The 24,833-nt window shown below is 40.5% G+C and carries 26 protein-coding genes; 17 read left to right on the top strand and 9 right to left on the bottom strand.

Annotated features, from left to right (window positions below; translation table 11 throughout):
- The first annotated feature begins 108 nt into the window (after nucleotides 1-108).
- Nucleotides 109-1,131 (top strand): hypothetical protein, encoded by a 1,023-nt coding sequence (locus VGA95_04400; protein HEX9665782.1) that lies wholly within the window; start codon nucleotides 109-111, stop codon nucleotides 1,129-1,131.
- A gap of 26 nt (nucleotides 1,132-1,157) precedes the next feature.
- Here the strand turns inward: VGA95_04400 and VGA95_04395 are convergent, their stop codons facing one another.
- On the bottom strand, nucleotides 1,158-1,586 hold the full coding sequence (locus tag VGA95_04395; protein ID HEX9665781.1) for a hypothetical protein: 429 nt from the start codon (nucleotides 1,584-1,586) through the stop codon (nucleotides 1,158-1,160).
- 771 nt (nucleotides 1,587-2,357) lie between these two features.
- Here VGA95_04395 and VGA95_04390 point away from each other — a divergent pair.
- The 5 genes from VGA95_04390 (at nucleotide 2,358) to VGA95_04370 (ending at nucleotide 10,137) form a co-directional block, all read left to right on the top strand.
- A complete protein-coding gene (locus VGA95_04390) occupies nucleotides 2,358-2,795 on the top strand; it encodes a hypothetical protein (GenBank protein ID HEX9665780.1) in 438 nt (145 codons plus the stop codon).
- Between the two features lie 353 nt (nucleotides 2,796-3,148).
- Nucleotides 3,149-7,558, top strand: a complete 4,410-nt coding sequence (locus VGA95_04385; protein ID HEX9665779.1) for a DEAD/DEAH box helicase — start codon at nucleotides 3,149-3,151, stop codon at nucleotides 7,556-7,558.
- A gap of 202 nt (nucleotides 7,559-7,760) precedes the next feature.
- Nucleotides 7,761-8,159 (top strand): hypothetical protein, encoded by a 399-nt coding sequence (locus VGA95_04380; GenBank protein ID HEX9665778.1) that lies wholly within the window; start codon nucleotides 7,761-7,763, stop codon nucleotides 8,157-8,159.
- A 136-nt stretch (nucleotides 8,160-8,295) separates the two neighbouring features.
- A complete protein-coding gene (locus VGA95_04375) occupies nucleotides 8,296-8,709 on the top strand; it encodes a copper-binding protein (GenBank protein ID HEX9665777.1) in 414 nt (137 codons plus the stop codon).
- Between the two features lie 681 nt (nucleotides 8,710-9,390).
- A complete protein-coding gene (locus tag VGA95_04370) occupies nucleotides 9,391-10,137 on the top strand; it encodes a type 1 glutamine amidotransferase (protein ID HEX9665776.1) in 747 nt (248 codons plus the stop codon).
- 51 nt (nucleotides 10,138-10,188) lie between these two features.
- Here VGA95_04370 and VGA95_04365 read toward each other — a convergent pair whose 3' ends face one another.
- Nucleotides 10,189-10,701 carry a hypothetical protein gene (locus VGA95_04365; protein HEX9665775.1) on the bottom strand — a complete coding sequence of 171 codons (513 nt, stop codon included), beginning with the start codon at nucleotides 10,699-10,701 and terminating at the stop codon, nucleotides 10,189-10,191.
- A gap of 468 nt (nucleotides 10,702-11,169) precedes the next feature.
- Here VGA95_04365 and VGA95_04360 point away from each other — a divergent pair, with 468 nt between their 5' ends.
- The 10 genes from VGA95_04360 to VGA95_04315 all read left to right on the top strand — a co-directional run bounded on the left by VGA95_04360 (nucleotide 11,170) and on the right by VGA95_04315 (nucleotide 18,301).
- A complete protein-coding gene (locus VGA95_04360; GenBank protein HEX9665774.1) occupies nucleotides 11,170-11,856 on the top strand; it encodes an SDR family NAD(P)-dependent oxidoreductase in 687 nt (228 codons plus the stop codon).
- Complete coding sequence (locus tag VGA95_04355; GenBank protein HEX9665773.1) at nucleotides 11,762-12,355, top strand: nitroreductase family deazaflavin-dependent oxidoreductase; 594 nt, start codon at nucleotides 11,762-11,764, stop codon at nucleotides 12,353-12,355. Before VGA95_04360 ends, VGA95_04355 begins: the two co-directional genes overlap by 95 nt.
- Before the next feature lie 13 nt (nucleotides 12,356-12,368).
- Nucleotides 12,369-13,052: a phosphoribosylanthranilate isomerase gene (locus VGA95_04350; GenBank protein ID HEX9665772.1), complete on the top strand. Its 684-nt coding sequence runs from the start codon at nucleotides 12,369-12,371 to the stop codon at nucleotides 13,050-13,052.
- A gap of 446 nt (nucleotides 13,053-13,498) precedes the next feature.
- Complete coding sequence (locus tag VGA95_04345; GenBank protein ID HEX9665771.1) at nucleotides 13,499-13,777, top strand: SelT/SelW/SelH family protein; 279 nt, start codon at nucleotides 13,499-13,501, stop codon at nucleotides 13,775-13,777.
- Nucleotides 13,778-13,864: 87 nt separating this feature from the next.
- The gene (gene aat, locus VGA95_04340) at nucleotides 13,865-14,551 is read left to right on the top strand and encodes a leucyl/phenylalanyl-tRNA--protein transferase (protein HEX9665770.1); all 687 of its coding nucleotides are present in this window, start codon (nucleotides 13,865-13,867) and stop codon (nucleotides 14,549-14,551) included.
- 87 nt (nucleotides 14,552-14,638) lie between these two features.
- Nucleotides 14,639-15,619 (top strand): aldo/keto reductase, encoded by a 981-nt coding sequence (locus VGA95_04335; GenBank protein ID HEX9665769.1) that lies wholly within the window; start codon nucleotides 14,639-14,641, stop codon nucleotides 15,617-15,619.
- Nucleotides 15,620-15,984: 365 nt separating this feature from the next.
- A complete protein-coding gene (locus VGA95_04330; GenBank protein ID HEX9665768.1) occupies nucleotides 15,985-16,380 on the top strand; it encodes a hypothetical protein in 396 nt (131 codons plus the stop codon).
- A gap of 182 nt (nucleotides 16,381-16,562) precedes the next feature.
- Nucleotides 16,563-16,979, top strand: coding sequence for a hypothetical protein (locus VGA95_04325; GenBank protein ID HEX9665767.1), 417 nt, complete (start codon nucleotides 16,563-16,565; stop codon nucleotides 16,977-16,979).
- Between the two features lie 299 nt (nucleotides 16,980-17,278).
- Nucleotides 17,279-17,500 (top strand): hypothetical protein, encoded by a 222-nt coding sequence (locus VGA95_04320; protein ID HEX9665766.1) that lies wholly within the window; start codon nucleotides 17,279-17,281, stop codon nucleotides 17,498-17,500.
- Between the two features lie 168 nt (nucleotides 17,501-17,668).
- Nucleotides 17,669-18,301 carry a hypothetical protein gene (locus tag VGA95_04315; protein ID HEX9665765.1) on the top strand — a complete coding sequence of 211 codons (633 nt, stop codon included), beginning with the start codon at nucleotides 17,669-17,671 and terminating at the stop codon, nucleotides 18,299-18,301.
- Nucleotides 18,302-18,316: 15 nt separating this feature from the next.
- Here the strand turns inward: VGA95_04315 and VGA95_04310 are convergent, their stop codons facing one another.
- Entirely contained in the window at nucleotides 18,317-19,108 is a 792-nt protein-coding gene (locus tag VGA95_04310; protein HEX9665764.1) for an energy transducer TonB, read from the bottom strand.
- Between the two features lie 88 nt (nucleotides 19,109-19,196).
- Between VGA95_04310 and VGA95_04305 the strand changes: the two genes are divergently transcribed.
- Nucleotides 19,197-19,385 (top strand): anti-sigma factor, encoded by a 189-nt coding sequence (locus tag VGA95_04305; GenBank protein HEX9665763.1) that lies wholly within the window; start codon nucleotides 19,197-19,199, stop codon nucleotides 19,383-19,385.
- 28 nt (nucleotides 19,386-19,413) lie between these two features.
- Here the strand turns inward: VGA95_04305 and VGA95_04300 are convergent, their stop codons facing one another.
- From VGA95_04300 to VGA95_04275, 6 genes are all read right to left on the bottom strand, one after another.
- Nucleotides 19,414-20,646: an alanine racemase gene (locus VGA95_04300; protein ID HEX9665762.1), complete on the bottom strand. Its 1,233-nt coding sequence runs from the start codon at nucleotides 20,644-20,646 to the stop codon at nucleotides 19,414-19,416.
- 186 nt (nucleotides 20,647-20,832) lie between these two features.
- Complete coding sequence (locus VGA95_04295) at nucleotides 20,833-22,236, bottom strand: pyridoxal phosphate-dependent aminotransferase (protein HEX9665761.1); 1,404 nt, start codon at nucleotides 22,234-22,236, stop codon at nucleotides 20,833-20,835.
- A gap of 89 nt (nucleotides 22,237-22,325) precedes the next feature.
- Nucleotides 22,326-23,180 carry a class I SAM-dependent methyltransferase family protein gene (locus VGA95_04290; GenBank protein ID HEX9665760.1) on the bottom strand — a complete coding sequence of 285 codons (855 nt, stop codon included), beginning with the start codon at nucleotides 23,178-23,180 and terminating at the stop codon, nucleotides 22,326-22,328.
- The gene (locus VGA95_04285; protein ID HEX9665759.1) at nucleotides 23,170-23,736 is read right to left on the bottom strand and encodes a ferritin-like domain-containing protein; all 567 of its coding nucleotides are present in this window, start codon (nucleotides 23,734-23,736) and stop codon (nucleotides 23,170-23,172) included. Before VGA95_04285 ends, VGA95_04290 begins: the two co-directional genes overlap by 11 nt.
- Nucleotides 23,737-23,830: 94 nt before the next feature.
- Nucleotides 23,831-24,232, bottom strand: coding sequence for a GxxExxY protein (locus VGA95_04280; protein HEX9665758.1), 402 nt, complete (start codon nucleotides 24,230-24,232; stop codon nucleotides 23,831-23,833).
- A 138-nt stretch (nucleotides 24,233-24,370) separates the two neighbouring features.
- Nucleotides 24,371-24,833: hypothetical protein (locus VGA95_04275; protein ID HEX9665757.1), on the bottom strand; the 463-nt coding region annotated here is incomplete at its 5' end.

The raw sequence follows: 24,833 nt of genomic DNA, 5'->3' as shown, positions 1-24,833 counted from the left end.
TATCTTCGATTAAAATCTTTAATTGGCGGATGGCTTAAGCTTTCAATTTGATGGTTATTCTTATGAAGATTTAGAGTTGTATTCAGTTCAAAAATTTTTTAGCAAAAAATGGAAACACCCAATAAATTATATATTGAGAGGCACATAAAAGATTATCCTCTTACAAAAAAGATAATCTCCAGGCTGCCCTCTGTGCCCGTGGAGCTTGTGGATAATTACAAATGTATTGGAGAGGAGAAGCCTTTTCCTTTACGGGCTTGTGAGGATAAAAATTCATTGGCTTTAGCTGAGAAGAAGGGAGATCTCCTTAAGAACATAGGAAGAATGGAGAGTGGCCAGTACTACCTTTTCCATGAGATAGATTGTAAATATGATTGTGAATATTGTTACCTACAATATTATTTCCAAACCAAAGTGCCGGTAATTTTTGTAAATAGGGATGACGTTCTCTTAAAGATGGAGGAAGTCTTAAAAAGCCATCCTCGACCGTATTTCCACGTCGGGGAAGTCTGTGATGCGCTTGCTTTTGATCCACTAACAGATTTTTCCACGAAAATTTCAGACCTTTTTTCAAAATACACGAATGGAGTGATAGAATTTAGAACCAAGAGTACAAATGTCCAGAACCTTCTATTATTGAAAGATCATCCAAAAAATATGATCCCTTCTTGGACACTGAGTCCCGCGAGGGTTGTGAATGCCATAGAGCATAAAACACCTTCATTCAGGGAAAGGCTGGATGCGGCAAGAAGGTGTCAGGATGCGGGTTATGACGTCGGTGTAAGATTAGACCCTATAATAATATATGAAGGATGGGAAGAAGATTACCGCGGGATGGTCGAAGAGATATTAATTAAACTTGATCCTAAAGGAATTGATTACGTTTCGCTTGGAAGTATTAAACTCCATAAGTTGCTAATTGATGTCATAAGAAGGCGTTTTCCAGATAGCCCTACAGTTAATGCGGAGATATTCCCGACTATTGATGGCAAGTATAGATACCTGAAGTTTCAAAGGGTGGATGTATATCGTAAGATCGTATCATGGATAAGGAGATTGGATGAAAATATAGGTATAGATCTTTCGATTGAGACAGATGAGGTAAAGGAATTGGTTTTTAATTCATTTTGAATTTTAGCTTCGGGTATTTTTGGGTATTAATGTACGGGGGCGTATCCGACGGTTATATCTCTATTATTTATCATGATTCCATAGGGTGTTATAACGACATCTTCTGAGGATTTATCTCGTTTTATCATCTCTGCTCTTGAAAGATTATTTACTATTTCTTCAGTTTCAAATTCGTCAAAACCAATGCCTTCCCCTATTTCATACATATTGAATCCCTGATTCTGATTAGCTTGACTCAAAGCATATAATTCAGAAAGAAATCGGTCCCCTTTTGATTGAATACCTTCGATTTGTTCTTGTTTAATGTCCCTTCGCGCAACCTTTGTGGAGCGTTTTATCGGTTTTAATAAGTTAATCCAGAGATCTTGCCCTTTCCCAATCACATCATAGGTGGAGTTTAGGACTAATCTCATAAATTTTAAATTATCTTTGTATATATCTTGAATTTTATTCATATTCATAACTATCTTTTTTCGAGCCGCTTCCTAATGATTTAATTTCGTCTAGCGAACCCTTCACCTCTAATTTTTCCGTATTGATTTACATCATTACTAACCGTAAATATAAGCATCCTGGACAATAAGTCAACAAATTGTTTCGCACATGCACACAATAAATATTACGTATCTACCATAAATTACTTAATATTAACAAACCGCAAGACAACTTAATAGCATATGCGTACGGTAATCTATTATTAGTAGACGAAATTATGGGGATTTAATTGTCCAGATTCCCCTCGATGCTGTTTGTCTTGAATTACAAGGACGGATTAGTCAAGTAACCAAACTTAACAATTACCTAACATTCAATTAATTTTTGGGTGATACTATAGTTTCTAATAGTTAAGATCACTTGCCTTCCTCCGCTTTTGCCACTGGCCCAGAGGATTTTCCCCACCGATTCTCTGGGCATTCTTTTTAACATGATGTAGAATAAGATTTTTCTAATCGAGAGTGATAGTTATTCTTAATATGACTAAATAGTGATCTATGTTGAAATCGGTAGTAGGATATTGAAGGGTTAAAAATTATGCCCCGTGTCATGCAATTTAACTATGTAACCGATATCTTTAAGATAAAGATGGTGCAGCAATTTTACTACGGGGTCGTCGATTCTTCATCCATTCCTATATTTGCGATCAAAAAAATTATGTCTCCTCTTTTAATTATAATCATGTAAGCTAATTAATATCCATAATCCTAAGCTAACGGAGGTAAGTTAGTATGACTAGATTTAAACTGATTTTTCCTATTATTTGTTCGCTTTTGGTGCTTGCATCAACGGATACGATGGCTGCAACACCTATGGAGCAAGCTAAGAAGGAGATTGATACTGCCATATACCATGGAAAGGCGTCATCCGATGCTTCATCAGTTGACAATGTAAAGGCTCATCTTAAGCATGTTATAAATTGCATTGAGGGACCTGAAGGAAAGGATTTTGATTCATCGGCCATGAATCCCTGTGACGGTCAGGGAAATGGGATTATCCCGGATTTGAAAGCGGCTGGGCCGGAGGGAAGCAAAGCGCTGAAACATGTTCAAGAGGCAGATAAGATTGCAGTATCTTCGACTGCGGTATCAGATTTACATACACTTCACTCTAGTATAGATGAATTAGTTTCTCATCTTGAGGAAGCGAAGAAAGCCCTGGGGAATTAGATATTTGTATTATTTGAAGAATTTCAGAAAATTATTTGGCCTGCTTTAACGGCAAGGGGCGAATTAGCTTTTTTTCTTAACGTTTACTCTAACCTGGATCCCCTTATAGGCGTGAGCAAATTATTCGGGCATCCCAATTTTATGCCCTTCGACTGTGCTCAGGGCGAAGGGATTTTTTATAATATTAGTACAATGTGCAACCCGCATGTTTGTCCCGTTCTTCAGTTTAACCAGCGAATTATTGGTAGCTTGGACCAAATTTGGGCATTGTTATGAGAATAATAAGGGAAAAAGAAATATTCATTTATAATATTGGAAAAGATTCAAATATCTATTATACAATTTGAAAGATTATGGATTTAGAAAGATTCCATCCCTCTGTTGCAAATTGGTTTCAAAATACATTTGAGGAGCCTACTGAGATTCAGGTTAGGGCGTGGCCTGAAATTCAAAGCCGCCAAAATCTGCTAATTTCTGCTCCTACCGGATCGGGTAAAACCCTTACCGCGTTTTTAGCTACTATCGATGATTTGATTAAACAAGGTCTCGAAGGGCGACTGGAGGAAAAAACGCAGGTTGTCTATGTCTCGCCACTAAAAGCACTCAGTAATGATATTGAACGTAACCTTCAAATGCCACTCAAAGGGATTGGTGAGGAGCTGAAAAAATCAGGATTACCTGAGGTGAATGTAAGGGTTTCGGTTCGAACCGGTGATACTTCCACTTCTAAAAGAGCGGCAATGATCAAAAGTCCGCCACATATCCTTGTCACCACACCAGAGTCACTTTACCTCCTTCTTACAAGTGAAAACGGAAGAAAAATGCTTTCAAATGTTCACACAGCTATTGTTGACGAGATTCATGCCTTGGTTGGGAATAAGCGTGGGTCACACCTGTCACTATCGCTTGAAAGATTAGGTGCTCTAACTAAGAAGGATTTGGTTAGGATAGGACTCTCGGCAACCCAAAAGCCAATTGAAAAGGTAGCGCGGTTTTTAACAGGTAACAGGGTTACAGATGAAACCAATCAATTGAAATGCAAAATTATTGATGTAGGTCATAAGAGAAATGTAGATTTGGGTATTGAAGTTCCTCGTTCACCACTTACGGCCGTCATGTCAAATGAGGTATGGGCTGAAATTTATGAAAGGTTGGACGAACTAATCAATGAGCACAAGACAACTCTGATCTTCGTAAATACAAGACGCTTAGCCGAAAGAATGACACACAATTTAACGGAAAGGCTTGGTACTGAAGTTGTCGCCGCACATCACGGAAGCATATCAAAAGAGATCCGTTTACATGCGGAACAGCGGTTGAAATCAGGCTCGCTCAGAGCATTGGTTGCAACTTCATCACTAGAGCTTGGAATAGATATTGGCTCGATAGATCTCGTATGCCAGATTGGCTCACCCAGATCTATAGCCATACTATTACAGCGAGTGGGGCGATCTGGTCATACCATAAAAGGAACTCCAAAGGGGAGGCTATTTCCCCTATCGCTGGATGAACTCGTCGAGTGTGCGGCCCTGCTAGATGCGGTAGGACGTGGGGAACTGGATAGTACGATCATGCCGGAAAAGCCTCTTGATATTCTTGCCCAGCAGATCGTCGCAGAGGTCTCGTCAACGGAGTGCGGAGAACCGGAGATGTATAATCTGGTTTGTGGCGCTTATCCATATAGGAATCTTTCACGTAAAGAGTTTGACGATGTGATTGATATGCTTTCCAAAGGGTATGCGACACAGAAAGGCAGGAGAGGAGCTTATATTCATCATGATATTGTAAATGGTAGACTGAGGGGTCGAAGGGGCGCACGTCTTACGGCACTTGTTTCAGGTGGGGCCATTCCGGATAATTTTGATTACGATGTGATTCTCGAACCGACGAATACATTTATCGGAACTGTTAATGAAGACTTCGCGATTGAAAGCGTGGCAGGAGATATATTCCTCTTGGGCAATAACTCGTGGAGAATCTTAGGCGTCCAAGGAGGTAAAGTGCGTGTTGAAGATGCAGAAGGTCAGCCACCGACGATTCCGTTCTGGTTTGGGGAAGCACCTGCGAGGACTGCTGAAGTCTCGTTTGCGGTTTCCAGATTAAGGGAGGAAATCTCAGGTCGCGTTGGAGATCTCGATAAATTAAAAAATGCCGATGATAATGCGGAGCTGCTGTTAAATGATGAATGGAAAAAAGAATCTTTGGAATGGTTAGAGCGTCAAGTCGGCTTGAGTCAAGAAGCAGCCGATCAATTGGTGACCTATCTTGCCGCTGTCAAGGCTACTTTCGGAGTAATGCCGTCACAAGAAACACTAGTCATGGAGCGTTTTTTTGATGAGGCCGGAGCGATGCATCTCGTCATTCATTCTCCATTCGGTAACAGACTCAACCGTGCATGGGGACTGGCCCTTAGAAAACGATTTTGCAGAAAATTCAATTTTGAGCTTCAGGCGGCTGCTACAGAAGATTCAATGATTCTATCCCTGGGAGCCACTCATAGTTTCCCTCTGGATGAGGTCTTTTATTATCTCAGCCCTAAGACTGTTCGACATGTTTTAACCCAGGCACTACTTGATTCTCCTATGTTTGGAGTGCGATGGCGCTGGAATGCATCTCGGGCGCTTGCCGTGTTGAGGCGCAGAGCCGGAAAGAAAGTACCTCCCGCAATCCAGCGGATTCAATCGGAGGACCTTCTTGCTCTGGTCTTTCCCGATCAATTAGCATGTCAAGAGAATATTACAGGGGAAAGGGAGATTCCGGATCATCCATTGGTAAATCAGACTATTCACGACTGTCTTTATGAGGCGATGGATATTGATGAAATTGAGAACTTACTTGCTTCCATACATAACGGCGAAAGAAAGCTTGTAGCAATGGATCTAAGGGGGCCTTCACCGCTTGCAGGCCAAATATTAAGCGCCCGTCCATACTCATTTTTGGACGATGCGCCGCTTGAGGAACGTAGGTCAAATGCTGTGCAAAATCGACGATGGCTTGACCCAGTTGAAGCTGCTGATTTTGGCAAATTAAGTAACGACGCAATAAATGCTGTGAAAAACGAGGCATGGCCACAAGTGGGAAATGCCGATGAGCTACACGACGCTTTAGTCTTGTCGGGCTTCTTAACTGTGGAAGAAGGAATTAAAGGGGATGGTAACAAGGGGTGGGAAGAATATTTCGTTGAATTGCAGAATGAAAATCGAGCTTCAATAGCAAAGACTGAAATTGGTAATGTGTTCTGGATAGCTATAGAGCGGATTCCACAAATTAAGTTGATCTTTCCGAATTCAGATATAAACCCTGTGTTACGAATACCTGAAAAATTATTGGAAAACATAGATTCAAAGGAAAGGTCTCTCGTTGAAATTGTAAGAGGGAGACTGGAAACGCTTGGGCCAGTCCGATCGAGTGATTTTTCCCTTTCAATGGGGATACCTGTAGCGGAAATAGAACATGCTTTATTTACCTTAGAGAATGAGGGTTTTGTATTCAGAGGACATTTTACACCTGGCATCGATGATCTCGAATGGTGCGAGAGAAGGCTTTTGGCCCGAATTCATAAGTACACATTGAAAAGCTTAAGGAAGGAGATAGAACCTGTACCGGCTGTAGACTTTATGCGATTCTTGTTTTCGTGGCACACGCTGGAATCGGATGATAAGCCAGAAGGGCAAGAGGCTTTGAAGGAGGTTCTCAATCTGCTCGAAGGATATGAGGCTCCCGCCGCCTCTTGGGAAGGTGAGTTATTACCCTCGCGTATGAAGGATTATGATCATCTTTGGCTGGATATGCTATGTCTTTCTGGCTATACGGTATGGGGGAGATTCAGACAAAAGAATGTTGAGAGTAACGGGAAGAAAAGCCCAAGTCCGATTAAGACCACACCGATTACCCTAGTAAGCAGATTGAATTTGGAAACGTGGAAGATATTAAATTTTTCTTCCAGTGGTGTCGTGGAAAATCTATCCCATGAGGCAATGGATGTTTTCGAGCTTTTGAAAAATCAAGGTGCCTCATTTTTTGATGAGATAGTATATAAAACGGGACTGTTAAGAGCACAGGTAGAAAAGGCGTTGGCAGAGCTTGTCGCCCGTGGACTCTTAACTTCGGATAGTTATACAGGCTTAAGGGCGCTTTTGGTTGATTCAAAATATCGTACTCTTGAAGGTAGAAGGCGGAAAAGGAATGTTGGATTTAATATGGAGCAGGCAGGCAGATGGTCATTGCTAAATAAAGATTCGAAATCCGAAAATGACAAGAGTGGTGAAAAAGAATTGTTAATTACGATAGCCAGGGTACTTCTTAAAAGATACGGTGTGGTTTTTCGTAAACTCCTTGAAAATGAAAGCTTTACACCACCGTGGAGAGAATTGGTGAGGGTATATAGGACTCTTGAAGCAAGGGGTGAGATAAGAGGAGGTAGATTTGTTGAGGGAGTTTGGGGGGAGCAATTTGCTTTGGCCGAGGCGGTTGGAAAGCTTCGTGCTGTAAGAAGACAGCCCAAAACTGGGGAGCTTATTTCAATCAGTGGAGCCGATCCATTGAACCTAATGGGGATCATAACACCGGGCAAGCGTGTGTCTTCACTCTTTAATAACCGCATTCTGTATAAAGACGGGGAGCCGGTGGCGGTTAAAGAAGGGAAGGAATTAAGGTTTTTGACCGAATTCGAGAACAAGGGAAAATGGTATATTCAAAAGACTCTTGTTCAGAGAAGGATTTCGCCTAAGCTCAGGGCTTATCTGGGTAAGGGGGTTGTATAATATTCTGGCTGGTTAAAAAGCGGTATTTTGATTTATAACTTACTTAATGTTCTCAATATAATAAACACTCAACATTCCAGTTGATAAAAGGTTGAAGTGTAGTCTTTCAAAAATGAAACCTTTTGATTTTTGTTGCATCTTATCCAAAGTCTCTGTTTTTTCGAGGAGATTTTAGCAAAATTTATTTCAGGAGGTTTTTAGCATGAGTAGATTTATCGTTTATTTTGTCAGCTTGGTTGCTGTAGCATTTGTGTTTTCTATGCCTTTATCCTTTGCAGGCGAGGAAATGATGGAGGAAAAGGACATGGGCAAAGATGTGACGATAACCGGTCGTGTGGTTGACCCTGCCTGTTATACGCATATGGGATTGAAGGGGCCGGACCATAAGGGATGTGCGGAGATGTGTGCAAAGGCTGGTCAGGCATTAGGAATTTTGGATGAAAAAAATGATGTGCTTTATCAGGTTATAGAGGGTGCGCCTGGTACTGACCCAAATAAACTGATAATAGGTAATGCAGAGGATGTAATTACAGTAAAGGGTAAGCTTTATGAGAAATCTGGCATGAAAGCCCTTATCGTGACCGAAGTTACCGAGCAATAAGAAGATTTTATTTCTAGGTTGGATTTAATTTAGGCAAGGGGTGATTGTTTATAGCATATGCATTATTCATCCCTGGGTTATAATATTGGGTTCTAACTAGTTTCCATATGACTGAATTCTTGTAAATAGATTTTTTATGAAAACTTTTGTTGTGTCTTCTACACTAATTGCAGTCGCTGTTGTAGCTCTAGGGATTTTCGTTTTTCAACAATCTCAAAAGATTGATGCTCTGAAAAGGGGACAAGAAGTCTTGTCCAAAGATATTCTTGGAGTAAAACAGGAGCTTGCTGATTCCTGGGGGAAAGATCATCTTCATGAAGCAGAAGAATGGCCCAAGTTTCATGATGCATCAGGGGTACTGCTTTCAAAATCCAAAAATCGCGTTGTAGTTGATGAAGATGAGATTCCTGGTGTAATGAGGGCCATGATAATGAGTTATGATGTTGAAAATCCCGATCAGCTTCAGGGCTTAGAAGAGGGAGATATGGTAAAACTTAGACTCAAAGAAACCGAAACATCTTTAACCGTAGAAGAAATCAAGAAACAATAACAGACCCAATTATTTGCTAAGATATTACCATGCTACAGGGTTTCTGCTGTTGTCCCTATGTTTGTAGGGACTGATTCGCACATCGGTCCATGTATACATGCACGTTCGGGGTGGAGGGCGTTTCATTGGTTTGGTAAAACACGAAAATACCCCCGGTTTCCCTGCGGCGCGCTGCAGGGTTATTCGGAGACACCCTTTCATTTATTTTTTTCTTTCTTTGTCTTGATACTGAATAGATCCTGACCTATCGTCAGGACATGGTTCAGCACAGGTACAAAGAAGCAACCCTTCGATCCTTCGACCCTTCGACAAGGCTCAGGGCTCAAGACAGGCCCTTCGACGGCGCCTTTCGACAAGCTCAAGACAGGCTCAGACTAGGATGTCCCCGCTGGTGTCATTTGTTAGCGGGAATCCATGCTTTTGCGATTGGATCCCCGACTACTGATTTCGGGGATGACATAACGACTAAAAAATTTAATTCAACCCCAACCCGCAAATTTTTTTCAACCTCTTCGTTTCTGATTTTCTTAACGCAATTTTTGGAATGCCGGTTGAATTCACGCATTCCGTCGCTTTATGTTGACTCACATGGAATAAGATAATATTATTTCCATGCGTTGATCAAAATCCGGCAATATATGCTTCAATCATTAACAGGGTTTTCAAAGTGACTTTTGAAATATGAGTAAGATTCTGGTTTTTCAACATGTAGCTTATGAGGTTCTAGGAACACTTGATCCACTTTTAAGAGGTTCCGGAATCCGAATAAAGTATGTAAATTTCGGAAGGTTTCCCAATTTACAGCCAAGCCTCGAGGGTTATCGCGGCGTTATTATTCTTGGTGGCCCGATGAATGTCGATCAGGTTGACCAGTACAAGCATTTAGTTACTGAGATAAATTTAATACAAGACGCCATTAAAAGGGGACTTCCTGTACTGGGTATTTGTCTTGGAGCGCAGTTAATAGCCAAGGCGCTTGGCTCTGAGGTTAGGAAGAACAGAGAAGTAGAAATTGGTTGGTACGATGTTTCGCCAACGGATGATGGGAGAAATGATCCTTTGATCAATCACTTTAGGGAAACTGAAAGAATATTTCAATGGCATGGTGATACATTTAACATTCCGAATGGGGCCGTTCATCTTGCAAGCTCAGCTTGCTGTGAAAATCAGGCATTTAGATATAACGGAAACGTATATGGATTTCAATTTCATCTCGAAGTCGACCGAAAAATGATAGAACGTTGGTTACGGGTTCCTGATCATAAGGAGGAAATTCAGAAAACAAAAGGGCGGATCGATCCTCAAGATATTAGGAAAGAAACTATCTTGTACATAGACCGCCTTGAGAAGCTGAGCGACATTGTCTTCGGCGAATTCATTAAACATTTTGGGATAAAGGAGAGGAGGCACAGACTTCCTTCCAGGTAATTACATCTCTGATAATTTTAGATCACGGATCAAACAAGCAATCGAATAATATTATTCTCCTATAACTCTTCCCTCCGCTTCCCTATCTCCAAGAGGGAGTTCCTGAGGTGCTCCCAATTGTTCGGTTGTTTCTTCTCCTTCAGGGGCAAACGGTAAGTTTTCAGAAGCCTCATCCGCTGTTTCTGATATTGCCCCTATTGGTTCTGAAGCCTCGTCATCGGTTTCTGAGACTGATCCGAGCGATTCGGTAGGTTCCGTCAATGAATTAACTGACTCAGTTGCTTCTCCTGCCGTTTCGGAAACAGAGTCGAGGGGTTCCGTAGGCTCTATTTCTTCTCCAATTGGCTCTGAGGCTTCTTCCGCTGTTTCAGAGACGGAATCCAGTGATTCGGTTTCTGGCTCAATCGGTTGTGATTCCACTGGATCGATTTGTGCGACAAGGTTTTTGCATGGTTCTATCTTACCGCAAGCTAAGGTATCTAAGGTTGTAATGTTTAATCCGAAGGACAATAAGACCAAAAATAAGGCTGACATAAATGGTAGTTTGAGAAATTGAATTATCATAGGTTTATCCTCCAAACGATCTTCAGGCTTAATACTAACAAGTTTTGTGTTCCGCGTCCAGTTAAATAGTGACCGGCGCACTAGTTTCTGTCACGAGCAAGACTCGTGACCTACCCGAAGGGAGAAGTTGTCTAAAAGCTCATGGGGTAGCCCGCCAGTCTTGCTGGCGGATTGATAATCTCAATTTTACATGTTATTTAGGAGATTGCGTGGCGTGGCTCGCAGCAAATGACAGCGGAAACCTTGAAGCGGGTTACAGAGAATTCGCTAGTTAAATAAATCCTATGTATTAACCAGTTCCAATGGTTAGCTTGAAAGTTTATGAATGGTGTGACATATTAGCATGGTGAAATGGATGCACAAAGGTCACACCATTAAGTGGCTTCTCTAGGTTGCATGGGTATTGTTAAGGTTTTTGGATCGCTTTTAGGTTCAAGTGGCTTTAATTTATAAATACGGATTCAAAGCATGCACAATGAAAGTGTGGTCATAGTTGGTGTAGGTTCCGGGCTTGGGACGTCTTTAGCAAAACGCTTTGCAGAGTCAGGATTCTCAGTATCGCTGGTTGCTCGAAACCGTGAAAAGCTGTTACCTCTTGTTAGTGAGATTGAATCTCTTGGTACAAATGCGATTGCAATTAGAGCGCATGCGACTACGGAATCGAGTGTTAAAAAGTTATTTGCAAGGACAGAAAAAGAACTCGGGCCTATCAGTATCGCCGTATACAATGCTAGCCTAAGGATTAGAAAGCCAGTCCTTGAAATCTCTTCTGAAGAGTTTATAAATGCCTGGAAGCTTTCATGTTATGGAGGATTTCTTGTGGGTTGGGAGGCCGCGAAATACATGATTCCCAGAGGAAAAGGCAGCATCTTCTTCACCGGTGCTACTGCGAGTATTAAAGGCTTCCCAAGTTCAGCAGCGTTTGCCGTTGGAAAATTTGGTTTGTTAGGTCTAGCTGAAAGTATGGCTCGAGAGCTACAGCCTAGGGGCATTCATGTTGCCCATTTCGTTATCGATGGTGTTATAGGGCGTGACTCGAAAGATAGCAAATTGGATCCCGATGCCATCGCTGAAACATACTATCAGGTCCATACGCGGCATCGAACCAGTTGGTCGTTCAATGTTGAGTTGCGTCCATGGGTGGAAAAATTTTAGGTGTCTGAAAGTCATGTCTAATCTGGGTGAGAAAATTGGGAAAAGACCGAGCCGTCTATTACGTCTTATCTTTCGTTTTCCAATACTACTTTACAAAATCGGATTGGGTTGGCTATTTGGCGGTCGATTCTTAATGTTGACAAACATAGGGCGTAAGAGCGGACTCAAGCGCCAAGTGGTATTGGAGGTACTTTACCATAACAAAACTTCTGGTGAATATTATATTTTATCGGGTTGGGGAGATAAATCTGACTGGTTTATGAATATTCAGAAAAACCCTGAAGTTGTCGTCAATGTCGGCGGTAAGAGGTTTGAAGCAATAGCGTTTCAAATGACGTCTGAGCATGCTGAGAGTGTGATTTCAAAATACGCTTATCAACACCCTAAGGCCTTTCGAATTCTTTCAAAGAGAATTCTCGGGGTGGATTTGGGAATTACGAAGACAAGTTTTGAAAATTTAGCGGCAGATCTACCTGTTATATGTTTGCAGCCAATATGATTTTGATATGGAGATGTTTAAGGACTATATCCAGATTGCCGGTGTCATTGATGAAGAAGAAGCAAGGATGCTTATCGAGTGTGGTGTAAAGTTTATAGGATTTCCACTCAAGCTTTCATCCAATGAAGAAGATCTTTCCGAGTATATGACAGCAAATATTATCCGAAATTTACCCACTGCAGTAAATGGAGTATTAATCACATATCTGAGAGATGCTATAGATATTTCAGAGCTCTGCAGGTTTCTTGGAACTAATATTGTTCAAGTCCATGGTGAGATCGATGAGTCTCAGCTTTCAAAATTAAGGAGAATCGCATCAAATCTTTTAATTATAAAAAGCTTGGTTGTACGAGCTGATAATATGCTGGAATTAGAAACAAAATTGAAAAGTTTTAGTCCTCATATTGACGCTTTTATTACTGACACATATGATCCGAGTACTGGTGCGTATGGAGCAACCGGTAAGACACATAATTGGGATATCAGCCGAAAACTTGTTGAGATATCACCAAGGCCCGTAATTTTAGCAGGAGGGCTAAACCCAGATAATGTTCACAGTGCTATTATGGGGGTCAGACCGTCGGGAGTTGATGTCCATACGGGTGTAGAACTAAAAGACGGACGTAAATCTGGGGAACTCGTAAAGGGATTTATATCCGAAGCAAAAAAGGCATTTGAACTGATAAGGTTAAAGTGAGTTCTAGTTAAGCAAGACAACTGTTTGTTATAAAATTACCGACATAGCCCTCCTGGAGGTAGTAACCTCCAGGAGGCGTAAGTAAATGTTACTTTTTCTCTTCCGCAAATATGCTTGCCAGCAAAATTAAATTTCTCATTTTCTCCTCCTATCGCCTAGGTTTTTTAATATTTATTTTTTGAGTTTTTAACGGGTCTCAGCAGAGACTGAAAGAAATTTCTTGCTATATACTAATCTTCTTTGATTCTTTGTGAAGAAATTATTATATTTCTATGATTGATTAATTACGCATTATGCATTATTCATCTTTACTAGGGCCGTTTGCATTTTGAAATTCAAGGTAATATAAAATGAATTAACTTCAGATACATTAAATTCTAACCGAGTGTAATAATGTTTGATTTTTAAAGAAAATTTGACACTTAGGAATTTGGAGTCGCTTGGCAATGAAAAATCCAAAATTGGTCGAGATCGAATATTGCACCCAGTGTCGATGGTTGTTAAGAGCGACATGGATGGCACAAGAGCTTCTGTCGACTTTCGAGATGGATCTGAGAGGTGTTTCTCTAATACCGGGAACCGGGGGAATATTTGAAGTTAGAGTAAATCAGACAACGATCTGGTCTCGCAAAGAGCGGGGGCGATTTCCAGATATAAAGGAGTTAAAACAGTTGGTGAGGGATCATGTTGCTCCAGGAAAAGACCTAGGTCATACGGATCGATAAAGGCTTTGACAATGCCAATATTGATTCTAATCCGCAATCAAATGGTAGGGTCAATACATGTACTGACCCTACGTTATCAACATATTAATGACTGTTTTTTTTCTTAATAATTCATTAGTATTCCCGGACCCTAGATGTGCTGAGTCTGATGGTTTGGTCGCAGTTGGGGGTGACTTGAGAATTGAGCGTTTGATATTAGCTTATCAAAATGGCATTTTCCCATGGTATTCTGAGGGATATCCGATTTTGTGGTTTTCACCTGATCCGCGTTTAATAATGTTCCCCGATCAATTAAGAGTTTCCAGAAGCTTGAGAAGGGTTATAAATTCAGGAGTTTTTGAAGTGAGATTCGATACCTGCTTTGAAGAGGCAATAATTAAATGTGCCACTGTTAGCCGGAAAAATCAGGATGCAACATGGATTACGAATGATATGATTGATGCATATATACTAATGCACAATGAGGGCTTTGCTCATTCAGTAGAGACGTTTTACCAAGACAAGCTTGTTGGGGGATTATATGGAGTTTCTTTGGGTGGTGCCTTTTTCGGGGAGTCTATGTTTCACTTGATGAGCAATGCTTCGAAGGTTGCTTTATATCACCTAGTGGAAAAATTGAAATTGTGGGGATTTGATTTCATTGATTCTCAAATTGCGACAAATCACATGAAAAGTCTTGGAGCAGGAGAGATCGACCGGGAGTCCTTCTTGGGTGTGCTAAAAAGCACTTTGAAAAGGAAGACGAGAAGGGGAAATTGGAACACCGAATGCTAATTAGTCGAAAGACTAACTAATCAAGACCGATTGTAATTTGGGATTAAGATTTGTTAATACCTTTTAAGATTGTAGATTGTTAGTTACTTGGAAACTGAAGTGGCTTTAAGAAAACTTGGATATTCTGGACTGATGGTCTCCCCCATTGGGCTTGGGTGTTGGCAGTTTAGTAAGAGGAGGGGTCTATCAGGGAAGTATTGGGGAATGTTAGATGATAATGGAATAGCGAGAATTGTTGAAGAAAGCTTAAAGGGGGGTATAAATTGGTTTGACACCGCTGAGGTATACGGTTGGGGGGAGTCCGAGAAAGCACTTTCCAACGCTTTAAAAAAGTGTGGTAAATCATATAATGAAATAATTGTTGCTACGAAGTGGTGGCCTGTGTTCAGAACGGCCCCGTCAATCACCAGAACAATTGGAAAAAGATTAGAAGCGCTGAAAACCAACTGTATTGATCTATATCAAATTCATAACCCCTTTTCATTTTCTTCGATTCAATCCGAAATTAAAGCGATGGCGGAACTGGTAAAGGAGGGGAAAATCCGTTATGTAGGGGTTAGCAATTTTTCGGCAAAGCAAATGGTAAGGGCTCACAGTGAACTGTCAAAGTATGGACAAGGTCTTGTTTCAAACCAAGTGAGCTACAGCCTACTTAACAGGAAGATTGAGAGCAATGGTATCTTACATGCAGCTAAAGATCTTGACATTACAATTATTGCTCATTCGCCTTTAGCCAGAGGATTGTTAACTGGAAAGTTTCATGATAATCCTGATTTAATCCGAATACGGGAAGGATTTAGAAAGTATACCAGCCCCTTCAAGCGCGAAGGTCTCGAAAAAAGCCGTCCTGTAATTGATGCACTGAGAGATTTATCGGTTAAATACGGAGTCTCTGCGCCTCAGATCGCACTCAACTGGTTAATAAATTTCAACGGGAGTAGTGTGGTTGCCATACCCGGCGCAACTTCTGTTGAACAGGCAAAAAATAATACTGATTCCATGAGGTTCACTCTCAGCAAGAAAGATTTAGACCATCTCGATATGGTGTCTTCTCAATTCAAGTCTTAATGATAAGTTGCGATAAATATTACGCTTGGATAATCTGTAAGTCTTTTGGCATCTATTGATATGGAGCTCGAGCTTGTCAGCGCAGGTGTTATCTGTTTATTGAATTCCTTGCTTCAAATGATTTGTTAACGTAAATGTCGAAAAAAAGATTTCTATTTGCGCATCTCTTTATTACTACTTAGCCTTGTTATTCGACTTGTAATATCTAACAATTTGGGCTCGGGTGGTGCCAATATAACGGTTGGGCTCTAATCACACCCCGCATCCCCCAATATCGGATGATCAAATTGTCAAATGATCAAATGACCAGTCCTGGGCACGGATGTACTGCGCGAGCAACGTTTTCAGTAGCTAGGGTTTAAGTAATGATGAAAATAACCCTCCTTACAATAATTGGCATGATGATATTAATGCATTTGAGTTGTGCTGGAATACGCACGAGCGAGGCACAACAAGTGGATAGCCTGTTAGCTGCTGCCGGCTTCAAGATGCTTCCGGCGGACACCCCTGAAAAGGAAGAGATGTTGAATTCGTTACCACCTCTTAATCTTCAGTACCGTGTCAAGGATGGTAATCCACTATACTTCTATGCGGATCCTTACAACTGTAAGTGTGTTTATACTGGCGATCAGGCAGCTTACGACCGTTATGAAAAGTTAGCCCAGGAGGCTGCGGAGCAGCAAGCTGCATTTATAAACGAAGAAGCAGCAATGGAAATGAACTCCTGGGATTGGTTAGGTGGCCCCTGGGGTTGGTGGTAAGACCTGAAGTGTCTTTTTTGACGAGTGCGAGTCCGACGGTCCTTTAGTAATGCAATGAAATTTGAGTTTAAATTTGAACTGAACAAACCGAAGATGCTGGAGATTGATAATTAAATGGTCTATAATGTGACTGTACTTTTGCTTGTAAGTCCATCACCACGCGGATAAGGCGGAGAATCATAATGCAAATTTCCAAGATAGCAACTATTATTACTTTGATTGCCTTTATGCTTCTCAATCCGAGCGCTAAATCGTCTGATTACAGTAAACCGATGATTGAGCATCCGGAGTGGTATATTAATATCACCGACTGGACCATTTATTCAACCTGGAGTGCTGTGGCAATCATACATCATGTTACAATTGAGAACACGAGCGATATAGCCTATAAGGACGTGAAGGTAAGGGTGCGCTACTATCAGACATCGGCTCCCAGAGCGGGAACTCAAATTGCTCAGGAGACGGGTGTGTTACCGGTAACGTTGCCGCCTCATAGCAAAGATACATACTTAAGAAACGGAAGCACTCTGGGTATGGCCTCAATGTTTATGTATCCAAAGGGAATAGAGGTGCTGGGTGCTGTTCCAGTGTTACAATAAAATTGTTCCTGTGTGATTAATTAGAATAGGACTTTTGAGGCGCACGTAGATGGGTAATCAAGGTTTGGAGTTTTAGTTTCTCACATATCAGTTGCTTTTGATCTGGAAAATGAATATTAAGATATAGACGTAAAAGTCTAAGAGTTCTCTTTAATCATAATCTCAAGATCTGCGTATTGTTTTGAAGTTGTTGCTCCTTCTTTTATTAACTTTTTTTTATGCTAAAATCTTTGTACTCTTTGTTTAGTTTAATTCACTGAATGTAGCCATAGCCGTTCAGAATAGGTAGTGGAAATATTATGCAAAAAGTGACGGAAAGTCATATGGAGGACGTATTTGAGGGATTTGAGATTAAAAAAATATTTACATTAGAAAATGGAGAGAAGTGGCAACAGATCAAGGACAAATACAAGTATGTATATAATTATCGTCCTAAAGTGACAGTTTGGCAGGATGGTGACAAGTTTCTTCTTGAGGTGGAAGGGGTCGGTGATATGGTAGAGGTTAAGCGAATTTATTAAAGAGTCTGAAAGATAATCCAGAGTTAAAAGTACCAAAAAATGAACATCGGTTTTTGTTAAAATTACCTTCGAATCCGATACATTAAAAGGAATAGTTTTCTGGCTGATCAGACCATTTTCTCTGTAAATACAGCAATCATTAATTGGAAAAAGATGTAGGAGGATGATATGAGAATTACATTAGCTATTTGTTTAATCGTTTTATCATCTATTTCAATGCTTGTAAAAGCTGAAGACGAGAGAGATTGTTCTACTCTTGTCAGAGATATAAAGGTAGAGTCTAGCCTTGCTTCAGCTTCCATGTTGGCAAACGTGCAAAATAAAAAAGGATCGATTCGCTTTGAAACGAAAGAGATGTTAAACAAAGCTGAGGCGGACTTAACGAATGCAGAAAAACCCGCTGATCTTTGCCCATCTAATTGTCAGCTCCCCCATGAGCCGATGATTGTTTTCCAATCTATACCGAATAATTTTTTAACTAATTATGATCAACATGAAAAATGCGAAACGTTGCAGGATGAAACTGAAGAAAATCCGTTGACATACAATGATAAGGAATTTGACACTATGCAGGCTCTCGAGAGTTGGTTCTCTAACTTTTCACAGGGTAAGGGGGAAGATGGTAAAAACCTTTACAAAAAGTGCAGCGGGGAATGCAGCCCACAATATAAAAATATAATTTCGAAAAACGATAACAAATATACTCTTAATGCAACCGTGATTTGCGGGCAAGCTAGAGATAAAAAAGACGATAATTATGAAATTTCATATAGCTACAGGTGGGTCTGTCAAGATAAATAAAATGTGAATCGATGATTAACCGCTATTTAATTGAAACTTGATCGGAACTGTTACCCAACTTGAAATGGGTTCTCCGTTCTTTTTCCCTGGTATAAAAACCCACTCCTTCACGGCTTTAAGCGCAGACTCATCCAGAATCTCATACCCGGATGATTTCTCTAATTCTACTTCACCCACACCACCGCTCTCAACTACAAATACTCTCAAGAGAATGGTTCCTTCATATCCCTTCCTCCGGGCTAACATCGGATACCTGGGTTTAGGATTGATTTTATAATTTGGAAAAGCAAGCTCAATATGATGGCCTGAAGAATCGGTACCTAAGTCGTCTTTAAGATCCGCATTTTCGTTACCACTTAAACTGGCTGTTCTTTGATCGGTTGTTTCTTTGTCAGTATCACTAATGGCAAGGTCATTATTGGTCCTTTCGTTTTCTGCTGCACTTGAGTCAGAAGATACGGCAACTTTATTTTTAACTTTTTCTTTTACAGTTGTTTTATCCTTTTCATTATGAGTTTGTTCTATTGTTTTTTTATTATCATGAACTGGGATCATCCCCCTGTTTTCTGAATCATTTATTCTCTGGGTTTCTTTATGTTTTGAAGCATTAGGTGCAATAGAATCTAAAGAGCCATCCTTTGCATTATCAGTGCCATTGCTTTGAGTCAGAATGCCGATTGATATTGGAGTTTGCTCAGTTCTAAAGATTGCTCGCTTTGGCAGGAACATTGCGACGAAAGCACTTATAAGGACAATATGTAGTACCAAGGATAATATTATAAAAGTTCTTAGCCTGATCTGTTTCATCCTTACTAGCTTCTAGATAAATACTTTGCTCCGTAGTAGATAATTTTTCCACATTAGAAACATTTATTATAACTTAATTGATGTTGAGATGCTGAACAAATTGGCCCGGGTCAAAGAGATGACTGGCGTTCTTAATGTAGATGATAAAGGGAATAACATTATGGAACTAGGAACACTTCCGGAAACGGGCCGGATTAAGAAATTCGCGGTTACACTTGAGCCGCCCGGCGGTGTGCCACAACCTACTGGTGAAATGTATCTGATTGGTGACTCATAATAAAAGTTTATGACATTCGGTTTTCAAACTATATAACGTCTTTTATTGTTTCTGAACTCCTTAGAACTTTCACCTTGTTGTTATCCGTAAGAATTATAGAAGGGAGCGGGAATATGAATGAACTGGCTTGAGAAATGTTATATGCCCCGACGTTTTTTATAACAAGCCTGTCGCCTACGTTCAGATCTGGGAGTTTTGTTATACCCAAAATATCTGTCTGAAGACAAAGTGGCCCATAAACAACAGTCTCCTTCGAGCTGACAGCTTTTTTGTTGATGGGTTCAATCTGCTGGAACTTCCAGAATGATGTAGGAAGAATATTTATTCCTGAATCGACTACGACTGAAGCTGTATCATTCGATAATTCTTTAACATCGACAACAGTTGTTATGAGTTCTACAGCATCTTTTACAACTGCTCTTCCAGGTTCCAGTATCAAAAGGGGGTGCTCATGATCGAACATCTCTAACATTGGCTCAACTATGGCGTTTGCATAGGATGTGATTGAATCAAGTGTCGGGTACCCGCCTCCCATGTCTATGTACTTTAAGGTTATACCAAACCTCTTTCTTATTTCTTCAGCAAAATAAGTAATTTTATGCGCCGCTAGTCTGTACAAATTTGAGTCTTTTGGCCAAATAAGTTCTATACTCTTTGCAGGGGTCTTGTTATTCAAGACTTCCGGGGAAATGATATAGCTTGTAATATGGATGTGAATCCCTGCTATTCTGATAGACGTTTTCTTTGTACAATAGTTTACGATCTCCAAAGCTTTGCCTGATTCAATGTTAAATCCAAATCTATCAGGCAACTGGTTTATCCCGACATCTGTATTAATTCTGATACCCACCTCGATTGGCTGTTTGGATTTGAATGTAATTTCCTCCAACAGCTTTAGTTCACTTTCGTTGTCAACATTGATTAGGGCACCTTCTCGAATCGCTTTTTTTATTTCCTCTTTTTTCTTGTAGGGGCCGTTAAAAACAATGGATTCGCCTGGTACTCCAATCTTTCTTGCTAATTCATATTCAAAGCCGGAGGCTACTTCGGCCCATGCCCCTTCATTGTGTATTATGTCCAGCACCCCACTTAGACAGTTAGCTTTGTAGGAATAGGCAACTTCAACTTTTGGATATCTAGCTGAAAACTCGCCACGAAACCTTTTTAGATTATCTCTAATGGTCTTAGCAGAGACAACAAAAAGTGGGGAACCGAAATCATTTACGAGCTTTTCAACCGAAACGCCTTCTATCTTATCCATTATTTATTTTACGGTAAATGCTTAACTAGCGACTTCCCCTTCGACGGAGTTTATCCTGAGGCTTGAGCGCAGTCGAAGGCTCGAAGGGCTCAGGACAGGTATGCGTTCCCTACAAAAAGTCGTCTTAAAGAATGCCTAGCATATATTCTATAATTTGTTAATCATTTCTGAAAACTGGATACAGATCTAAGTGTCTCGAGCAAGGTGCAAATCATTCATTTTCTGTAAGATCTTACGGGCACGCTTTGTTCGCTTACTTTTAAAAAATTGGTAAACGCTGTCGCGATAAATACCCGATTTCGCTTCTTCGATAGCAATGGGCAGCGCACTGCGAAAATGCCTAAATGCCCAGATGTCCGGCCGGGATATATTGAGTCTTATATACTCGGTTGCACCGATATCGCCCAGTCCATCTCCCGGATATACGGCGACTCGATGTTTAAACAAAGCCACGGTAAGCTCCTGGGCCGTTACGCCGGTCCCGGAAACATCTAAAACCATGGAAAAGCCATACCTGGGTTCTACAGGAATTGATAAACCTTCTGTTTTGTCGATTATTTCTTTCATAATGCGGTAATTGCGTCTTATAATACTTTCCGACTTCCTGACGTAGTCATGATCATTTAATGCGGCCATTGCTCCGTACTGAGCGATGAGATTTGTGTTAAGCCTGGTTAAAGAAATTTTAGTCAATAAACATGGCCTCATAAGCTCTGGATGGCCGGCAAGAAATCCGATGCGAACACCCGCCATTCCATATCCATGCGAAACACTGAAAACTGAAACCACCTTATTTACGTTAATGTCTCTCCATAATGAACTCATACTGTGATGTTCAAAAGTCGGGTCAATTCGATGTGTGTTGTGTGTAATATCATTAAGGATGAAAATATTATGCTCATTTGCAATCTCGATTAGTTCTAATAGACTCTCTTTCGATTGAACTGTCCCAAATGGGTTTATCGGATCGCAGACGATTAAAACTTTTGTCCTGGGAGAAATAAATTCTTTAACTTCGTCAGGATTTAAACAGAAACCATTCTTAGGATTAAGAGGAATCTTCACGGGTACTCCCCTGGCCATAAGAATTGCAGATTCAAAATGAAAATATCCCGGATCGGTGATAATGACTTCATCTCCATGATTGAGAATAGTTTGGAGAAAGTAAGAAATTCCTGCCTGTCCCCCTTCTGTTCCTATGACTTCAAACTCTCTTCCTCTTGGTCGTTCAAGTTTCAATAAAGCACACGCATCCCTGAGCGGATTAATAAGATCGGGTGAATAGGGATTAATGTTTGAAGCCTTTGTTCTAGACTTCATTTCTTTGACAGCGCTCTTTGGAGGTCCTACGTAACAAGACATCCAGCCAAAATCAGCCCATTCTTTGGGGTCTAAATCAATTCTTCCTTCTTTGTAAATTCCCCCGGCATCTAATCCCAAAATCCCTATTGCATCCCTGTATGTCATGTAGTTCCACATCCCGTGAGGACTTTCCATAACAGATTTTACTCTGTCAGATAAGTAATCTTTGATATCAAACGAATCTTGGTGTTCGTCTTTCCATCCTAGTACGAACCTCTCTTTGATCACTTTGATCTCCTTTATTCTTTAGCCACAGAGGAAACATAGTATTTACTTAAATTTTTTTTCTCTGTGAACTCTGTGGCTGGAATTTATTCTTAATTGCTGTTTCGCATCATGACTACTGCATAAATTCCATATGGATCCATCACGACATATGGATCCCTAAATCCTGCCCCCTCTGCCCAACCAATCACAAGATCTGCCGAACGTAGATGCCATACACACCTTCCTCCAGCCTGATTTTTAAGTGTCCTAGCTATCAGTTCAATTTGGGGATTGTATGTTTGAACATTAAAAAGAATTGCATCTGGATCGAGTATATTTTTAAGATTCTTGAGGTGCAATCGTATTTGCTCGTCATCGTGGATAATTCCATACAGTCCTACTTCGATTACAAGATTGGGTTTTGGAGTAATCCGGTTCAAACTGTCAGGGTCAAGGGCATTCGCAAGTTCATAACTCACGACGTCTTCTAAATCTAAATTCTTAGCAATTTGTCTGCTTTCCATTAACGCTCTTTGATCGATGTCACGAAGAAGAGCCCTAACGCAAGCGTTAGTTTCCCTGAGTACTTCATATATATAGTCAGCTTTTCCCGATGCCAAATCAACTACAAAGGTTGGGCTTCCATTTCTCTCTTGAATATAATCCTTTATCATGTTCTTCTGGATATTTTTTATTGCCCTGAAAGCCTTGCAGGTAACCTGATTTAGAAAAACCCTGTCTATAACTTTACCAATGTAAAATCTACCACTTGACACGTTATTGTAAATATAGTTCATGATCATTCCTGAATCGAAACCATGTTGGAATCCTACTTTTATCCCTTCGGAACACTTCCCAATCGACCGTAGAAGAAGAGAAGCCAAGTCATAATACCATTTCCTGGGACTATAGAAGGGAAGGGGTGTAAGCAACTCCTCAAAAGTCGGCATCAATCTATTCTGCATACCATTTTATCTCCTCATCTTCTCTTTCGGTGTAGATTTTATCGGCAAGCATCTTTATTTCTTCGGCACGTTTTTGTCTTTCACGTGGGAGTGGTTCTTTTTCAAAATAATCTTCGAGTATGGTTAGATGTTCTGTAATATCTCTTTGAACCTCCTCAATTATTTCTCGACTTTTTGGATCTGCAACGCTCTGATATAGATCCAGTAAAGCAGAAAAATGTACCAGTGATCCCAACGCATAGGCAAATTCATCAATTGGATCGTTATATGATTCGAGAATATCATAGATCTTCTGACCAATTTGAGGCGGCTTATATTTTTCGGGATTCTCGCCGAGTTCTTGAGCCCTATCAGAAAAAAGCTTCGCATGCTTCGCATTGTCGGCAATTATTCTAGCCGTGATCAGCTTCATTTCGATTCCTTTTATTGACTTTAACTTCGTTCCAAACAAATCTACCCAAGAGAGCATTCCGTATGTGTGCCGACTAAATGCCCTTGCAAGTCCCCTGGGATTTGAAAGAACCTCTCTTAATCTTTCAGGATTTCTTAAACTCATTATTTATACCACAACGGCACCAAGACACTAAGAAAATAATTCATTTTTTAAAACAACAAATACATCGTGTCGTAGTGTCGTGGTCGTTTAAAGATCACAGAATAATTCGTTTGATTCCATCTTTCAACAAGGGGATATTAAAATTAATAAGTAAACCCAATCGCTTGCCCGTCAACTTTAGATACGTCAGCATCTGTGCTTCGTAAAGAGGAATAATCGTTTCTACTGCTTTCAATTCGACAATGACTTGATCTTCAACTACAACGTCAATTCTCAGTCCTGACTCGAGCTTGATCCCGTCATAAATTATTGGCAAGTCAGGTTGACGACGGAACTTGAGTCCTGCTTTTGAGAGCTCATGACAAAGACAAACCTCATAAACACTTTCAAGCAAGCCAGGACCGAGTGCGCGGTGTACTTTAAATGCCGAATCTAATATTAAAGCAGCGATATGATCAACTTCCGGTGGAAGTGCTTGATGAAATTTGTTAGGCATCCTGTTCTTCCAATATGATCGTTTGTTAGTATGATCATAGTTTTCAGATTTGGCTACAACGGCACTATGGCTCTAGGGCATGAATTTGTTTTAATATAATTAAGAACGTGGTGTCTTGGTGCCGTAGTGGTTCTTACATCAATACATCTTCTTCAGAATGTTTATTAACTTCATGTCACCTTTTGCGGGGACCTGCCAATCGACGTGCTTCACCTTTACCCACTGTGCTTCTAATGCGTCCTTGAAGGCTTCAAGTCCAATATTTATAGCTTGAATTTCATCATTAAGTATATTAGAAGAAGATGGCTTCCCAGCTCGTGGACCACCTGATGATATCATTTCTTCCATCTTGCCCAATGTATCTTCTGCAATTTCTAGAGACTTAGCCTCAACAACGATTACTAGATCACTTCCACTAGCATCGTTTATTTCTGCGGTCATCAGACCGGCATCTTTGAGTGCAAACTTGGCTTTTTCAGTAGCCATTACTGCGACGGCCTTTTCTACGCCTTCTATATCCCTTAGATTTTTGGAAATTCGCATCAAACGCAGTGCATCTTGAAAATAGCCTTTTTTGATTTTGAACTTTATTGCCAAGATA

Source organism: Thermodesulfobacteriota bacterium, from assembly GCA_036397855.1.
Taxonomy (GTDB): Bacteria; Desulfobacterota_D; UBA1144; order Nemesobacterales; family CSP1-2; genus DASWID01.
The sequence above is the reverse complement of the archived record's forward strand: the minus strand, read 5'-3'. Positions and strand labels throughout refer to the sequence as shown.

Excerpts from the sequence above, each read along its gene's own strand:
- VGA95_04280 (HEX9665758.1), bottom strand. The coding sequence starts at position 24,232 with ATGCCTAACAAATTTCATCAAGCACTTCCACCGGAAGTTGATCATATC.
- VGA95_04305 (HEX9665763.1), top strand. The coding sequence starts at position 19,197 with ATGCTGAACAAATTGGCCCGGGTCAAAGAGATGACTGGCGTTCTTAAT.
- VGA95_04330 (HEX9665768.1), top strand. The coding sequence starts at position 15,985 with ATGATGAAAATAACCCTCCTTACAATAATTGGCATGATGATATTAATG.
- VGA95_04400 (HEX9665782.1), top strand. The coding sequence starts at position 109 with ATGGAAACACCCAATAAATTATATATTGAGAGGCACATAAAAGATTAT.
- VGA95_04390 (HEX9665780.1), top strand. The coding sequence starts at position 2,358 with ATGACTAGATTTAAACTGATTTTTCCTATTATTTGTTCGCTTTTGGTG.
- VGA95_04325 (HEX9665767.1), top strand. The coding sequence starts at position 16,563 with ATGCAAATTTCCAAGATAGCAACTATTATTACTTTGATTGCCTTTATG.
- VGA95_04355 (HEX9665773.1), top strand. The coding sequence starts at position 11,762 with ATGCCATCGCTGAAACATACTATCAGGTCCATACGCGGCATCGAACCA.
- VGA95_04285 (HEX9665759.1), bottom strand. The coding sequence starts at position 23,736 with ATGAGTTTAAGAAATCCTGAAAGATTAAGAGAGGTTCTTTCAAATCCC.
- VGA95_04300 (HEX9665762.1), bottom strand. The coding sequence starts at position 20,646 with ATGGATAAGATAGAAGGCGTTTCGGTTGAAAAGCTCGTAAATGATTTC.
- VGA95_04370 (HEX9665776.1), top strand. The coding sequence starts at position 9,391 with ATGAGTAAGATTCTGGTTTTTCAACATGTAGCTTATGAGGTTCTAGGA.
- VGA95_04315 (HEX9665765.1), top strand. The coding sequence starts at position 17,669 with ATGAGAATTACATTAGCTATTTGTTTAATCGTTTTATCATCTATTTCA.
- VGA95_04310 (HEX9665764.1), bottom strand. The coding sequence starts at position 19,108 with ATGAAACAGATCAGGCTAAGAACTTTTATAATATTATCCTTGGTACTA.
- aat (HEX9665770.1), top strand. The coding sequence starts at position 13,865 with ATGACTGTTTTTTTTCTTAATAATTCATTAGTATTCCCGGACCCTAGA.
- VGA95_04365 (HEX9665775.1), bottom strand. The coding sequence starts at position 10,701 with ATGATAATTCAATTTCTCAAACTACCATTTATGTCAGCCTTATTTTTG.
- VGA95_04290 (HEX9665760.1), bottom strand. The coding sequence starts at position 23,180 with ATGCAGAATAGATTGATGCCGACTTTTGAGGAGTTGCTTACACCCCTT.
- VGA95_04350 (HEX9665772.1), top strand. The coding sequence starts at position 12,369 with ATGTTTAAGGACTATATCCAGATTGCCGGTGTCATTGATGAAGAAGAA.
- VGA95_04380 (HEX9665778.1), top strand. The coding sequence starts at position 7,761 with ATGAGTAGATTTATCGTTTATTTTGTCAGCTTGGTTGCTGTAGCATTT.
- VGA95_04320 (HEX9665766.1), top strand. The coding sequence starts at position 17,279 with ATGCAAAAAGTGACGGAAAGTCATATGGAGGACGTATTTGAGGGATTT.
- VGA95_04375 (HEX9665777.1), top strand. The coding sequence starts at position 8,296 with ATGAAAACTTTTGTTGTGTCTTCTACACTAATTGCAGTCGCTGTTGTA.
- VGA95_04385 (HEX9665779.1), top strand. The coding sequence starts at position 3,149 with ATGGATTTAGAAAGATTCCATCCCTCTGTTGCAAATTGGTTTCAAAAT.
- VGA95_04360 (HEX9665774.1), top strand. The coding sequence starts at position 11,170 with ATGCACAATGAAAGTGTGGTCATAGTTGGTGTAGGTTCCGGGCTTGGG.
- VGA95_04395 (HEX9665781.1), bottom strand. The coding sequence starts at position 1,586 with ATGAATAAAATTCAAGATATATACAAAGATAATTTAAAATTTATGAGA.
- VGA95_04345 (HEX9665771.1), top strand. The coding sequence starts at position 13,499 with ATGAAAAATCCAAAATTGGTCGAGATCGAATATTGCACCCAGTGTCGA.